The sequence below is a fragment of the Rhizobium leguminosarum bv. viciae genome, from assembly GCF_012276115.1.
Lineage (GTDB): Bacteria > Pseudomonadota > Alphaproteobacteria > Rhizobiales > Rhizobiaceae > Rhizobium > Rhizobium leguminosarum_T.
This window is the reverse complement of record NZ_WIEU01000008.1, coordinates 39,650-53,443: the sequence shown is the minus strand read 5'-3', so window position 1 is coordinate 53,443 and position 13,794 is coordinate 39,650. Positions and strand designations below refer to the sequence as shown.

Annotated in this window: 11 protein-coding genes; 2 read left to right on the top strand and 9 right to left on the bottom strand. The window is 57.3% G+C overall.

Translation table 11 applies throughout. The features are described from left to right. The first annotated feature begins 111 nt into the window (after window positions 1-111). On the top strand, window positions 112-1,167 hold the full coding sequence (locus GFM02_RS16170; RefSeq protein WP_168322154.1) for an aldo/keto reductase: 1,056 nt from the start codon (window positions 112-114) through the stop codon (window positions 1,165-1,167). Window positions 1,168-1,340: 173 nt separating this feature from the next. On the opposite strand, the gene GFM02_RS16165 is transcribed toward GFM02_RS16170, so the two are convergent. From GFM02_RS16165 to GFM02_RS16125, 9 genes are all read right to left on the bottom strand, one after another. Then, window positions 1,341-1,991: a DUF4405 domain-containing protein gene (locus tag GFM02_RS16165; RefSeq protein WP_246792260.1), complete on the bottom strand. Its 651-nt coding sequence runs from the start codon at window positions 1,989-1,991 to the stop codon at window positions 1,341-1,343. A gap of 23 nt (window positions 1,992-2,014) precedes the next feature. Continuing rightward, window positions 2,015-2,488 (bottom strand): cytochrome P460 family protein, encoded by a 474-nt coding sequence (locus GFM02_RS16160; RefSeq protein WP_168322152.1) that lies wholly within the window; start codon window positions 2,486-2,488, stop codon window positions 2,015-2,017. 90 nt (window positions 2,489-2,578) lie between these two features. Then, a complete protein-coding gene (locus GFM02_RS16155; protein WP_168322151.1) occupies window positions 2,579-3,712 on the bottom strand; it encodes an aldo/keto reductase in 1,134 nt (377 codons plus the stop codon). Between the two features lie 354 nt (window positions 3,713-4,066). Next, window positions 4,067-5,338 (bottom strand): DUF6602 domain-containing protein, encoded by a 1,272-nt coding sequence (locus GFM02_RS16150; protein WP_168322150.1) that lies wholly within the window; start codon window positions 5,336-5,338, stop codon window positions 4,067-4,069. Window positions 5,339-5,561: 223 nt separating this feature from the next. Further along, window positions 5,562-6,614, bottom strand: a complete 1,053-nt coding sequence (locus tag GFM02_RS16145; RefSeq protein ID WP_168322149.1) for a PfkB family carbohydrate kinase — start codon at window positions 6,612-6,614, stop codon at window positions 5,562-5,564. Then, window positions 6,611-7,720 carry a hypothetical protein gene (locus GFM02_RS16140; RefSeq protein WP_168322148.1) on the bottom strand — a complete coding sequence of 370 codons (1,110 nt, stop codon included), beginning with the start codon at window positions 7,718-7,720 and terminating at the stop codon, window positions 6,611-6,613. The genes GFM02_RS16145 and GFM02_RS16140 overlap by 4 nt, the downstream gene beginning before the upstream one ends. After that, window positions 7,720-9,639 carry a hypothetical protein gene (locus GFM02_RS16135; protein WP_168322147.1) on the bottom strand — a complete coding sequence of 640 codons (1,920 nt, stop codon included), beginning with the start codon at window positions 9,637-9,639 and terminating at the stop codon, window positions 7,720-7,722. The genes GFM02_RS16140 and GFM02_RS16135 overlap by 1 nt, the downstream gene beginning before the upstream one ends. A gap of 7 nt (window positions 9,640-9,646) precedes the next feature. Next, window positions 9,647-10,795 carry a phosphoribosyltransferase-like protein gene (locus tag GFM02_RS16130; RefSeq protein ID WP_168322146.1) on the bottom strand — a complete coding sequence of 383 codons (1,149 nt, stop codon included), beginning with the start codon at window positions 10,793-10,795 and terminating at the stop codon, window positions 9,647-9,649. Beyond that, window positions 10,792-12,735 carry an HAD hydrolase family protein gene (locus GFM02_RS16125; protein ID WP_168322145.1) on the bottom strand — a complete coding sequence of 648 codons (1,944 nt, stop codon included), beginning with the start codon at window positions 12,733-12,735 and terminating at the stop codon, window positions 10,792-10,794. Before GFM02_RS16125 ends, GFM02_RS16130 begins: the two co-directional genes overlap by 4 nt. A gap of 276 nt (window positions 12,736-13,011) precedes the next feature. On the opposite strand from GFM02_RS16125, the gene GFM02_RS16120 reads away from it, so the two are divergent. Further along, window positions 13,012-13,794 carry a hypothetical protein gene (locus tag GFM02_RS16120; protein WP_348643972.1) on the top strand — a complete coding sequence of 261 codons (783 nt, stop codon included), beginning with the start codon at window positions 13,012-13,014 and terminating at the stop codon, window positions 13,792-13,794.

The window sequence follows — 13,794 nt, the reverse complement described above, 5'->3', positions numbered from 1 at the left end:
CGCATGCGAATTTCCGCGCATAATCGCGAGAGTGGCTTCCCCTACATTCGGGATTGGGCGCCGAGTTCATCGGCGAGAACCAACGAACTGAAGACGACCTAGGAGAAGACAATGAAGTACCGCACCCTCGGACATTCTGGCCTGTCGGTTTCCAACCTCATCTTGGGCACAATGGGCTTTGGGACAGAGACCCCGGAAAAAGATGCCTTTGCCATTCTTGACGCATTTCTCGATGCCGGCGGCAATATGATCGACACAGCCGACGTCTACGGGACCGGGGCGTCAGAAGAGCTCATCGGTCGGTGGCGTGCAAGCCGCAAGGACAAGACGGATCGGCTGATTATTGCCACGAAAGCTCGATTTGGCACCGGTCCCGACGTGAACGACGCCGGGACTTCGCGTCCTCACCTCCACCGAGCGCTGAACACCTCGCTTGACCGGATGGGGGTCGAAGCGATCGACCTCTACCAGATGCACGGATGGGATCCGCTCACCCCGCCTGAGGAAACATTGACGTTTCTGGATTCAGCGGTACGGGCAGGAAAGATACACTACGTCGGCCTGTCCAACTTTACAGGTTGGCAGCTGCAGCTATTCCTGTCGACTGCGCGTGCAATGGGTCTGCAGGTCCCGATCACTCTGCAGCAGCAGTACAGCCTTGTTGTGCGCGAGGTAGAATACGAGGTCATCCCGGCGGCGCTCCATAATGGTATCGGCCTTCTGCCCTGGTCTCCGCTCGGAAGCGGGTTCCTGACCGGAAAATATGCGCGCGGGACCGAGCCAAGCACAGACACCCGTCTTGGCAACGGCAACGCCATGTTCAAGCGGATCGGGGACAAGATGTTCACCACGGATCTAAACTGGGCAACGATGGACGCCGTAGAAGAAATCGCTGGTGAGATCGGCGCGACGCCGAGCCAGGTCGCGCTCAGCTGGGTCACAAACCGCCCTTCGGTCACTTCGAGCATCATCGGTGCGCGCGCAATGGAGCAGCTCAAGGATAATCTCGTCGCCGGCGACCTGATACTCGATGAAGCCGCGACGAAGAAGCTTGATGCGGTAAGCGCGCCGACACCTGCGGAGTATCCCTATGGACCGTTTGGCGTTCTTCAACGCCACCGCTATGTCGACTCCAGCAAGCAGGCCATCATGGAATTGAACGACTGATTGAAGGAACGTGCTCCCTTTGGCGGTCGCTCGTAGCGACCGCCAACTGCTCATCTGAAAAACACGCAGTCTCAACTGGTCAAACCTCCTCCAAGGTCCGGAAGACTTTTTGCGCCTGGGTTTCACAATGCCAAGGCAGACGGCACGAAATGGTCCGGCCGGGCGATCATTGCTTAAAGCAGTTGCTTCAGTCTCTGCAGCCAAGCGGTTGTGTAATGCGCCACACAGATGAGTAACCCCGCCGCGGCGCCTTGGTGGAGGAAGAACCGCAATACTGCTTCCTCGAAATTCCAAAAATTCATAGTCATTTCGGCCATCAGGCGCGAGCCGATGCCCACGACCACCCAGCTGTGGACGCCATAAGCAGCGATGGAAAGAGCTACAATACGGAGTACCCAGGTGCGGCCGGCGTTAGGTGAGCCAAGGCGTAGCCAAGATCGCATCGAAGTCATGATCATGGACCAGCGCATCCCGACATGGATGGCGACGATTACCAGAGCCCAATACGCTGCCTGGGCGTGCAGCTGGCGTGCAGCGAAGGAACTGGCAATCGGAAGAGCGCTGAACAGAGATCGCGAGATGATGATGCTGGTTATCAGCAGGATCAGCATCGCAATCGCTAGCGTAGCTATAGTGGCGATGTTGAGCCAGCCACGCAGATCCCGACCACCCTTGCGGACAGCCGAGCCATACCAGCGGCTATTAAAGGTATTGTGGGCGACCAACAGCCCGAACATGGCTGTTCCGATCAGCTCGTGGGCGAAGTTTCCCAGCCAGTCATAGGCCAGGGCGGCAAGCAGCAAGCCGCCCGCTACCAAGTTCATCAGCAAACGCGCCTGGAGTGACATCAGGGCAGATACGCTTCCATGCGCCCACGAGTGAACATGAAATCATTGCTTTCCTGCCCTTGGTGGCAGGCCTCGCAACGCTCTGCGATTGACGTGCGGTTGACTTGGCCGTCGACGCCGAACTGCTGGAAATGCCAGTCACCGGTGCGCTTTTCCTCCTCGACTTCGAGGCCCCAGTCGACGCCCTTTTCCATAACGAAATAGCTGGTCAGGGCACCGTTGTCGTAGATTTCCAAGACAAGTCTTGTGCCTGGCGGTAGTGGCTGGCCGGCCTTGGCGATGTCGATGGTTTCTTTCAGGGCATAGGCCAGCTCGCCACCTGATCCACGCCTGTAATCTCCATACATGACCATCTGCTTGAAATCTTTGGGGAAGGTCACGCGGTTAGCGGCCGTGGCGCTGAAGCCGGGCGCCAAGAGAAGTACGGCTGCCGAAAAGGCAAAAAAGACAGAACGGCATAGCGACGAAGGCATGGGGATACTTTCCTGATGCTGGGAGATGTGGCTGATCAACGGCAATCCGAACGTCGACGGGCGCCACGGGGCGCCCATCTTGCAAGAAGGTCAGGCGTCGACATCGACCGCCTCCATGAACATCGGGCTCATGCGTCCGCCATGCACCGGGTTGGCGGCAAGGACTGCGTTGATCTCCATGAGATCGGCAGGCGTCAATCCGACCTGGAGCGCCGCAAGATTTTCATTCAGGTGGTCAATGTTGCGGGTGCCCGGGACTGGCACGATAAAAGGCTTCTGCGCGCGCAGCCATGCCAACGCGATAGCGGAAGGCATCACTCCCTTTCTCGCAGCAAACTGCTTGAGGAATTCAACGATCGGCATATTGGCCGCCATGTTTTCCGGGCTGAAGCGATCGAAATTGGCGCGCAGGTCCGTTTTTGAGTCGAACTTAGTGTTGCTGTCGATCCTGCCGGTCAAATACCCAATCCCGAGCGGACCCCACGGCACGAAGCCGATCCCGAGTTCCTCACAGGTCGCCAGGACACCATTCGTCTCCGGGCTGCGCTCGATCATCGAATATTCCGTCTGTACAGCCGTCACAGCCTGCACCGCATGAGCGCGCCGGATCGTCCGCGGGCTCGGTTCGGACAACCCGAAATGCAGCACCTTGCCTTCCTGGATCAGGTCTTTGACCGCGCCAGCGACGTCCTCGATCGGCACGTTTCTGTCGACGCGATGCTGGTAGAAGAGGTCGATACGATCGGTCCTGAGACGCTTCAAGGACGCTTCAGCAACCCGTTTGATGCGGTCCGGCCGGCTGTCGCGATCGGTTGTGCCGTCAATGGCGAAGCCGAACTTGGTCGCGATCTTCACCTGGTTTCGGATGGGAGCCAGGGCTTCGCCAACCAGCTCTTCGTTGATGAACGGGCCGTAAACTTCAGCCGTATCGAAGAAAGTGACGCCCTTGTCGTGTGCCGTACGCAACGTCCGGATGCCGTCGGAAATATTGGCCGCGGGGCCGTAGGTGCCACTGATGCTCATCGCACCCGCGCCGATCTCCGAAACTTCCAGCTTTCCGAGTTTGCAGGTGTTCATAGAACCTGTCTGACTGGCAGAAGTGTCTGAGGACGCGGCCCAAGCGAGCGACCCCAGCGGGACGACCGCGCCGGCTACGGCGGTTCCGACCAGAAAGTCGCGTCGTCCGATGACCGGCTGGCGTGCTTCGTGTTTCTGCTGATCCATGGTCCGTTTCCTGTCGAGGGCCGATGCCAAGCGAATATCGCTCACCCAAACGCCGCTCGGCGTTGCAAGTGGTGGCCTTGGCCGTTGCGGCTCATTTTGACGGAGGTAAAATATGACGGACCGCAGCGCTCGTTTAGGCGCTATTTTCTGCATGTGTCTAGAAATGGCATTTCTGAATGCCGCTCCGGTCGGATACAGAGCTATTCACATGAACGGGCACAGGGCTGAATGAACGTGGGAACCGAATACCGCCCCGTAGGTTCGTATAAGTACTGTCGCCTTGAAAGGAATCGAACCATTGGCCCGGCGGTCTATATCACTGCAAACTTAAAGCCGCTGTTTTTCATGAACTATCTAGTTTTGCTTCGGTCGGTACTCTTGGGTCCACAGCCCCAGAAGCTTCTGATTGTCCGATAGCCAGAATTGACCGTCGGGCGTAACCGAAGTGTGTATGGTTTCGCTTACCGGATGGGCCACGCCGGGAGCCACCCATGAGAATAACCTCGCCGAAACCAGTCGATCCGCGAATGCCTTCAGATCAAGCTCCGATTGCGCCGCCTCGTTCAGTAGGCTTTGATCGTTGAGATCTAGCCCGCCGATGTTCATAGCCATACCGAAGACTACGTACTCTTCGAGCGTGACCGCAATCGGCTCCCACCGATCAGCCGGTGTGTCGGCGAGCTGCCTCTTATTCAAAGTGCTGTAGTGAAACATCCAGCCCCGAATTGCTCCCTTCGTCACGACTTCACCAGCCAGCAGCGGCGCGATGACTTCTTTCGTCAGACTGTCATCAACAGGAAACTGTGCGTTGAACTCGTTCCCGAGGCGCGTCCAGATCAATTCGAGCAGGAGCGCGAAAGGCGCTTTGCGCGTCGAGCCGAATAAATTCCAACGGCCATCGTCGCCGATCGGCGAGATGAACGGATGGCCATTCATCTTAAGGATCGCATTCCTGCGGCATATAATGAGATTGGGGAGTACCGCAGGTCCCGCCACGCCTTCAGGCGCATCTCGCAACGCGTCTAAAAAACCTTTCCGAAGGCCGGTCTCGTCCGCGTACCCTTCATAGCCGAAAACAATCCTAACCGGCGCCAACTGCTCGTGGGCGATAGTCCGCAGGATCTCGCCCTCTGCCCCTTGGAAGTCTTCAAGCTCTCCGGCGGACGGGAAACGCCCCATGAGACGTGCAAAAGCGTCCTTGGACGGGCCGAGTTTCACCTGCTTTCGCTCTGAGGCCATAAGCTCTTTCTGCTGGAGCGAGACCACGCGCATCTTTTCGATGCTATCAACAAGCTGGTTTCCGAAGAGGCTCTTCTTAACCTCGAATACGGCAAGAACGTCCTCGATCGGCCAGATCCACTGACTCGTCTTGGGTATTCGTTGCCCCTTTTCGCCCATTACCAGCATCGCATCGGTTTGATGACTGTGTTTTCCATCGACGCCAAGCACAAAGCCATCCACCAGGCGGACGTTCAGCTGTTCTGGGATGGCGCGCTCGAGAAGCTCGCGCGTTAGGCCCTCGTACATGTCGCCGATCGTCGGACCATGGGTTACGGACTGTTCAGCGAGGATGGCAGCTTCTTTTTCCTGAAGCTGCTCGAGGAATTCGGCCAGGGATGTGATCATAGGCTTTCGATGGTCCCTCCGCCTGCCGCCCGCGAGAACGACGCTCTCTGGAGAAATCTACAATGCGACCGTTTAGCCCCTATAGTACGAGCCCGTTCCCTGGTTCAAGCTGTCCATCGGAGACAGCTGTGGCAAGCATCACAGGTGGCCCCTGCGTTTCGCCGGAAACGCAACATAGACCGCAATGGTCGCTATCAATGAGGGGTCAACTTGCAGGAAGTTGCTAAGCCGCAGAAATATCTCGGGGGCACGCTGGGCAAGCGACTGACGACTCGACGTTTTGCGGGCGCTCCACGACGCGGAGGAGTGGCTTCCCGGAAATAATCGCATCGATCTGTCGCGCAAATTCTTGCCGGTCCAACGCGTACATCCCACCTCGAGCTCCCTCGAAGCCGCAGTTCCATGCGGCTAGCGCCTGACCGTATCGTAATGCGCTCGCCAGGTCCTGCTCTCCGATTTGCATAAGCCCAGCTACGCCCTTCGACGCGGCGGCCACAAGAAGCCCAGCAGTGCACCAGTCACCCGAGCCGCAAGTGTCGACCAAACGTGGAGCTCGCAAGGCGGGAAGGGTCAACCAATCAGAAGGGTCACCTGTCAAGCGATGGCGGTAGCGAAGACCTTCGGAACCCAGCGTTTGAATTTCAAGTAATGTCGCTCGGTCGCCGGTCATCGCACCACCAGCATCTGACAGCCGCTGATCCGAATATTTTACGACATGAGCTATATGGAGCGCCTCCTCGAAAAGCTTCTCGTCGGACTTGCCGGAAGGCTCGAATACGACGATGGCTCCAGAGCGCGCCGCCTCGGTCGCGAGGGAGATGGCCGCGCGTGACACGCGATCAAGGAAGAACACCGATGATTTGGAGAGCGCCGGCAGGATGCCTTCGATAGCGTTTTGTGTGACCGGCCGGTAGCTTGGGAGGCGTTGGCCGCAATGAGGGCAGGTCCATAGAAAGCGATGCGTCGGCGAGCCGTCGCGCGCGCGCTTGATCTGCTGGATGATAATTGGCGTGTGGCCGGTCGGCGCGCAATCGGTAAAGTCAAGATGTACATCCCACCGCGCGAGGTCGACGCGAACCCGTTCGGAAGCGGGATCGCCATTCATACGAGCGATAGGATAAGCGTCCCAACCGAGGTAGCTCATGATTGCGAGGATGTTGCCGCAGGTTCCGCCGGTCCAGGAATGAACAGGCGCCTGGCTGTCGACACCAATGACGAGATCGAGAGCGATCAGGCCTGTACCAAAAATGCTGGGCTTTTCGGTCGAGGTGGTCATTGATTCAGTCCTTTCTTCAGCCTGGGGCGAGGCTGCGGGTAGACGTCTCCCTCCAACCAGACATGAATGAGATGCGGTGCCGGCATTTGAGGTTCCGCCGACGGTTTGAAATCATACCCTATCGACTCAAGGTAAGCGACTGGTAAATCCCTTTCCAGGGCGGCCATCAGCGCCCCCAGCGACATGACCTTCGTTCCAAGCGGCGACAGGATCAGGATCGAACCGCCAGCATCGCGAAACACCGGCTTGCGCAGATCGTCTAGGCGGAGGATCGTCCGGTAGAGGTGCAAAGGATCCTGCTCATCTGCATAGACGACATCGCGCGCATCCACCTTCCAAGCGCTTTCGAACTCAACGATGTATTCCTCGGCCAACATGTCACCCAGCCGGGGGTCGCGTGCGGGAAACGGCAATATCGGGCATGTGTCATGTGGGACGACGAAGTCATGAACGCGCGATAGGGCCTGCTGCCGCCCCTTTGCAAGCTGAGGAAGCCAAAGTTTCGCTGCCTTGGCCGCTGCATCAAGTGTGAGCCCGCCCTTGAAACCGTGAACATAACCCGGCGCGTCGCTTGCGATCGAGGAAATCTGGGAATCGAGGCTCGGGTCATGCGCCACGAACAGGTGGAGGTTCTTCGGCCCCTTTCCCCGATCGATCAGCTCAACGAAATACCTGATGAGAGGAAAGGCGGTACCGACCGAAAGGGCGCTGATATCGACGACGACATCAGTTACATCCGTCATATCCTGACGAGACGCTGCCATAGCCACATTTCTGCCTCCCACGACCGCACCATCGGCACCAAATATTTGGATCGGGACAATTTCGTGATTTGGGATCGCAGTCTTGAGCCGCTCAACATTTGCTTCAGCCCGACGTGTCAGCTCCATATCTGGATTCGGTCTGCTCTCGCGTACGAACAGCGCCTTGAGGTCCGCTCCACCAGTTGCCAGTCGATCAACGACCTGGGTCGCTCTCGGATCGAACCCCGCTCCGGCGATGAGCAGCGTTCTGCGTTGTTTCTCAGGAAAATACTCTGCAACGAAGCGCTCGGCTTCGATGCCGTCGTGCGATACGCACGGGTCCCATCGCCAGTTTAGAGCCATCACGACGCCTCTTCAGTCAAACGCACGAGATCATCCACACGTCGCTCAAGGAAACCGCCCCTCTTTAGGGTCAGCCCGTTTCGGATCAAAAGCACGCCTGACAGCTCCACGAGGCACCAATTACGGTTTTTCGTACTGTGATTGGGGATCAGCACGAAGGCATTGTACGCGACCCCGAAATGCAGAACCTTCGCCAAGTCCGGGTATAGTTTCGGGATCTGGTCGAAGTCTTCTTGAGGAATGCCGAAGGCGTTTGCGCCGCCGTTCAACGGAGCATTGCCCTCAAGGCTCTTAACGACGCATTGATCAGCGATGCCTTGCGATAAACGCCGGACTAGATGATGAAGCGGAAAGTCCCAACCGCGTATCATCTCTTCCGCGCGCTCCCTCAGGAGGTTATGTTGGACCTGGCTGGAAAGCGTCGGCGATTTCGACCGAATCAGCTGCGTTTCCGATTGCGCGACAAGCCGAGCCGCGAGGTGGAGGAACTGCTCGGCGTTCTCTGAACTTGCGTCGCACAACGCATCGATGCCGTAGTAATAGGGACGCTCGAACTGATGAAGCAGATGGATCCTTGCGCCATCGGCTACTGCTGAGCCCGCGGTCAGAGGCTTTGACGGTTCCGCGTCAACCTCCGGCTCATCTTCGAACAGGCCGCGCTGCGGCGTTCTGTTCGCGTAGCGTTCCAACAGGATAGAGAGCAACGATAGCTTCATATCCTCGGTATTCTCCCCGCTCTTATCGAGGTAGTCGGCGACTTCGCGCTCAAGGCTTGCTCGACGTTCGGCAGTGATTGAGTATCGGCGCTGAGTTGCGGCGACCTTCTTCGCCAACTTGTCGACTTTGGAGGGCGCCAACGTTTCAACGTGGGTTGAAAGCAGATCACCGAGCGTATTGAGGCCCCTCCGATTGAAGACTTCCATCTGGCTGAGATACCTCCCGGCCATGTCCTTTGCCATCTTGCGAAATGCACGACGCTGGTTTGCTCGACCCTCGCTGCTTTGCATCCAGATCGTCGTCACCTCCCTGGCGCGCTTCAGCCCGGGTTCGTCCTCTTCGAAAACATTCTGCCCTTCGATCAACACATCGGCAGGTGCGAGTGCATCCAGACGGGTGAGGATCCACCGTGCAACGCGAAGCTCCCGGCGGGCGAGCCAGCGCTGGAGCGCCAAAAGCTGACTTGGATGCAGATAATGCGCGTCGTCGAAGACGACGAGCGGCTTGAGTTGAAGCGAATCATTGCCGTCCCTCACCTTGAACGCATCAATGACGTCGAGAGGACGATAAGCAGTGGCGGCAGCGTTCTGTTCGACCTCGTCGATTTCCGGTGGCACCAGCGCCGCGGAAATCTCGTAGATCGCCATCTCCATCTCACGCGCTCGTCGTTGCAGGCCGACACCATTTGCTCCGCCGATCGCTTCAAGCGCAGCGTCCGCATCAGGTCTTGCGACGATCTCGATATCTTCCAACGCAATACCAGCTGCCTGTGCATCTCTGAGCCAGGCAAGAACAGCCCGCGCCTGCAGCAGCGCGACGGTAAGCGAGGCCTTTAGGGTGTCGGGATAGGGGAACTCCCAGAACTCGCGGTATTCGCTCTCAAGTGAAATCCGGCACCCGATAACGGCAGGTTGCCCTTCCCTGATCGCGCTGCAGGCAGAAAGACCATCGATGAGGTTCTTATAGGTTTCGAACCCACGGTTTCGCAAAAGGATCCGCAACGTCGAATACTTGAAGAGCCGTGCCAAGGTGGTCTTGCCACTACCAGGCGTTCCAATGACCATTGCCAGACGGTCATAAAGCTTCCCCTCCTGGGCGGGCTTCTCGAAGAACGTCGAAAGGGGTTCCGGCGTCACGACGGCCAGAAACGCTTCGTCCTGCTGGAGATACTCCGTTGCGCGCTTCTCAAACGGGTTTGCCAAGTCTCACCTATACATGTCGTTGCCGGCGCCGAAAAAGCGGGCTCATTGGCGGCGCGTCCACATCGGCCTCGCGTTTGCCGCCGTCGGTCTCTGCCCATAGCAGTGCTACGGAGTTATTTGGAGTGTTATGATCGAGGATTAATGGAAGGGCGCAGCCACCGTAACCGAGGCCAAGATGTGTTTTGCCGCCGACGTCAGTGTGCTTTGTACGAATTACGGGATCATAGTAGGTTTTCGTCAGTTCAATAAACTTTTGAAAGTTATTTCCGGGAGCGTCGATCGGAAGCGCCTCAGGGAGGACCGTTCCGAAAGAGAAGTGAACTTCCGACGCCCAGCCGTCTGACTGCAGCGCCGCTTCTGCCTCCGAGGCGCGTTCTTTCATGATGCTCGAGGCCGCGTGCGTGCCGATGTAGTGGTGAATGCAGAGATGCCAGTTGTCGGCAAATATCTGTTTTCCATCGAGACTCTTCCTAGCAAGCTCGATCGATTCCTTGAATTTCGTCAGTTTGCCCGACCACTTCGTTTTTTCCTCGTTGTATCGAAGAAAGGACGTGCCTGTGCCCATGAAATCGTCAATCAGATAGACGAGCTTGAACTTGGCACTCTTATCCTGGAGCGCGTCCTCAAGATTACCGAGGAGATCTTGCCATTTTTCCGTGTCCAGCTGGGTCGAGACCACCAGCTGCTCATTGGTCAGGAGCCCGACATTGCTATGGCGCAGGCCGTCGATGCGCGCTCCATCACTCAACCCCATGAAGAGGGTCTGCCGGCGCAGGCGCTCCACGGCTTTTCTTGCCTCTTCGTCCGCGTAAATCCGATAAGGGGGAATTTTGCGCTCGTCGGCGACCATCCGCACCAGCCTGTCGCGCACTATCTTCGGATAAAGCTGTTCGACGAGCCTCTGCATTTCGCTCGGTCCGACATAGACAAGCGCATTGCGGACAAAATCGTAGGCAGTTTTTCTCTCTTCCGGGGTCTTGAATTGCTGCAGCCAGGTCGCGAGGCTTTCAATGAAGCGCATCCCAGCCTGGAAGTCGCGATAGCCATCGTATTTCAAACGGGCCATCAACCGGAGCCAGTCAAACTCTCTCCGCGCTTCGTCATCGCTCCATTGCATGATTTCGCTGAGGACCCTCAGGCCGAGATCTTCATTCACCAGAAAGTCCCCTTACGAAATCGCAAGCCACCATCAACTGCTTCGAGCGCCTCAAGATACCTCCGAGTCACCGCCATCCCGCGCTGGCCGGGTTCCGCGAGATTCCAGCACGTCAGTGGATCGACGCTGACCTCATCAACACTGAGGCCGATCGGAGCATTCAGCAGGTCGTAGTCGTTTCCAGGCCAGCGACCGCGATCACCAATCGTGAGAAGCTGACGGCCCGGGCAGCGCTCCTGCACCAGATTTACGACGTTGGTTTTGCTGACACCACTTGCAATGATGTCTACCGAGTGGCTCGATCTAGTCACGATGGCTTCCCTGCAACCGGTGCGCAGAATCAATTGATGCGCAATGTCCCAAAGTCGGTTCTCAGCCATGAACTGACGGGGTTCAAGGGTAATTTGGTAGCGCCGATTCGTCTGCTTTGCCGAGCCCGCGAGTTCATCGCTCGTGGCAAAGGCTTCAGCCAGTTCTTTGAGTTCCGGACACACTTCATCTGTCCCATCAGGCACGCTGTCGTCACTGAGCGTTCCGGTCGTGGCGCCGTTGTAGTATCCGATGATAACCCGTGACCAGAGCTCTTCAGGAAGCATTTTCCTCAAGTCTTTCCGGACTGACACGCCTCGTCCGGTGGCGATCGCAAGCGTCGCGTCACTTTTTGCGACCCGCTCCAACTCGGCGACAATTTCAGGACGGGCTGGCTGAAAGCGGTGTCGCGTATCGACGACAGTACCATCGTAGTCGAGAACTACGCCCCCAAAGGTAGCGGACTGCAACTGGCCAACAAAGGTGGCCAGCGCATTTTGCCAGTGAGATAGCGTTTTTCGCTCTTCGAGCCGTCGGATCGACTCCCCAGTCTTACGTTCGATCGCAGCGTTGGCACATTTGGCCCTAACCTCAGATGCTCTTTGCCGACCCTTACCAGGGAGGTTGAGATGATAGAGCTTTCGACCGAAATCCGGGACACCCGGCTGGCCAGGATCTATGCCCCGCGCGAGGCCTGCCCAACCGGTGACGTGCAGCGCAGCGAGCAAGGACCCCAGGAGCGCGGCGGACCCCTGGCCGCTAACCTCAAGCTTCGCGATAGGGATCTCCGAAGGAATTAGGGCGAGCGTTCGGTCGGCGATCGCCCTATCCTCATCTGTGACGAAGGCGAGGATCGAAGTATCCTGTCCGCGCTTCGCAAGCCAATGATGGCGACCATGGGCAAAGTTTCGATAGTCGGCCAGCTGCACCACGCCGAGGGCCGCCTCCGTAAACTTCGATTCCAGATCGACTGCACCAATCTTGGTTGAGGGTCCATAGAGCACGATGGTCGTGGATCTCGTCCAAAGCCCCTCGGCAGCATTTCGCCAGCTCTGCACTTGACCTGAACTGATGTCCGCATAAGGCTCGACGGTGGCAGCGACCTCCTCCCAAGAGGCGTTGGGTTCAAAGACTGAAGTGTATGCGCGCGCGAGCAGGGCCGAAAAGCCCACAAGTGAGTTCGTCGCAAGGAAACCGTCTTTGCCGGCAGGAGGTGGAAACAACAAAAGGTCGACGAAGGGATGACGTTCGCAGATCTCGGTGATCGGGCTGCCGGGCCGGCCACACATTACGGCCACTTGACGATGTTCTCTTTCAATCAGGGAAAGAACGGCGGCATTAATGTCGACATTGCTTCCCCCAGCGCTCAACAGCCACTGGCTGACGGACGTGTCCAAGGTCGTGGTCGCCGCTTCGAGCGGCGTTTGAACTAGGCCGGGCTTGCCGGTGAACGCCTGGTGCAGCGCGGCGAGCGCATGTGCGGCCGTTAGCGATCCTCCAGATCCGATTGCAGACAGCGGCGAGAGACCGGCGGTCTTGACTGCATTTAACAGTTGTTTGATGTCGGTAGAGGTGACCCATCGAAGGGTTTCTTGCAGCCGTGCCAGTTCCGAGGCGTATGGCTTTGCCATTGGTATCTCCCATCAGTTCGCAAAGAGAACATAACGGGAACAATATCCCATTTCCACTGCAAAGTGGCAAAATCTTTAATACGGAAAGGCACGTCTGAGGAGTCTAGTCTCCGAGGCGAATGATTCAAACTCAAGTTTATCAACAGTTGCAATTCTCAAGCGGCCTTTGCTTCTCGCCTCCTGCTCTTCTCGATTGGTGAAATAGTGCTTGCAGTGCTTTGCTTGGTTGAATGACTCTCTGTGGTGGATGGTCACAGGTAGCGACTGGAAAATGAAGTGAAGACCAGCGGTCGCGGCGAATCCCATCACAAACATATCAAATTGTGCACGGAATTGACTTTTCATGCGCTTTATCTATTTATGATGCACATCAGCAGATTTTTTGGGGAGGCGAGATTGGCATTCCGGGCAGACGAGGCAGCATCGAATGGGGTCGAGCGCGCGAAAAGCTATTTGATCTCGCGAAACTTCACCCCTGCAGAGCGCGAACGGAGCGAAGAAGGTCTACTAAAGATCATCGATGAATGCGGGCCGGTGGTTGAAGGCTATCCGACATGGCACCCACTGATTTCGAACCATGACGATCGCAACCCGGAAACCTATCCAAGTGAGCGCTGTGGCTATCAGGGACTAGACCATACGGTATACTTCGCTCACGGCTTCCTAACGTGCCCTTATGTCAGTGGCGAGAAGGTTGTGTCGGCCGTTTACAATCTGCCTTCCCACGCGCGAGCAGCGGTCACGGCGGAAATACTCGACATTCCGTTCTATAACACTGGGACCCAACCAGTTCTCGTACGTTGCGAGTGGGATACATCCCTGGAACCCGGGAAATTAGTTCCCAAATCACTCGCCGTTCCGCTGATGATTGAACAAGAGCTGCCTGTCTGGAGATGGTCCTCGCGGGCAGAAAGCTGGGAGACAATGAGGCCCTATATCTTGGGTGCGCCCCACGGCAGCAGGTCGTCGCTCTTCGTCAGCCAGGAAACTGCGCTGGCGATGAAGAAGGTCTACATGGCAATGGTCGAAAGCGGGATGTTCGGGCCGCTCAAAGCGTGA

Coding starts and splice junctions, on each gene's coding strand:
- GFM02_RS16155 (WP_168322151.1), bottom strand. CDS start 3,712: ATGGATCAGCAGAAACACGAAGCACGCCAGCCGGTCATCGGACGACGC.
- GFM02_RS16145 (WP_168322149.1), bottom strand. CDS start 6,614: ATGACCACCTCGACCGAAAAGCCCAGCATTTTTGGTACAGGCCTGATC.
- GFM02_RS16170 (WP_168322154.1), top strand. CDS start 112: ATGAAGTACCGCACCCTCGGACATTCTGGCCTGTCGGTTTCCAACCTC.
- GFM02_RS16150 (WP_168322150.1), bottom strand. CDS start 5,338: ATGATCACATCCCTGGCCGAATTCCTCGAGCAGCTTCAGGAAAAAGAA.
- GFM02_RS16125 (WP_168322145.1), bottom strand. CDS start 12,735: ATGGCAAAGCCATACGCCTCGGAACTGGCACGGCTGCAAGAAACCCTT.
- GFM02_RS16160 (WP_168322152.1), bottom strand. CDS start 2,488: ATGCCTTCGTCGCTATGCCGTTCTGTCTTTTTTGCCTTTTCGGCAGCC.
- GFM02_RS16140 (WP_168322148.1), bottom strand. CDS start 7,720: ATGGCTCTAAACTGGCGATGGGACCCGTGCGTATCGCACGACGGCATC.
- GFM02_RS16165 (WP_246792260.1), bottom strand. CDS start 1,991: ATGAACTTGGTAGCGGGCGGCTTGCTGCTTGCCGCCCTGGCCTATGAC.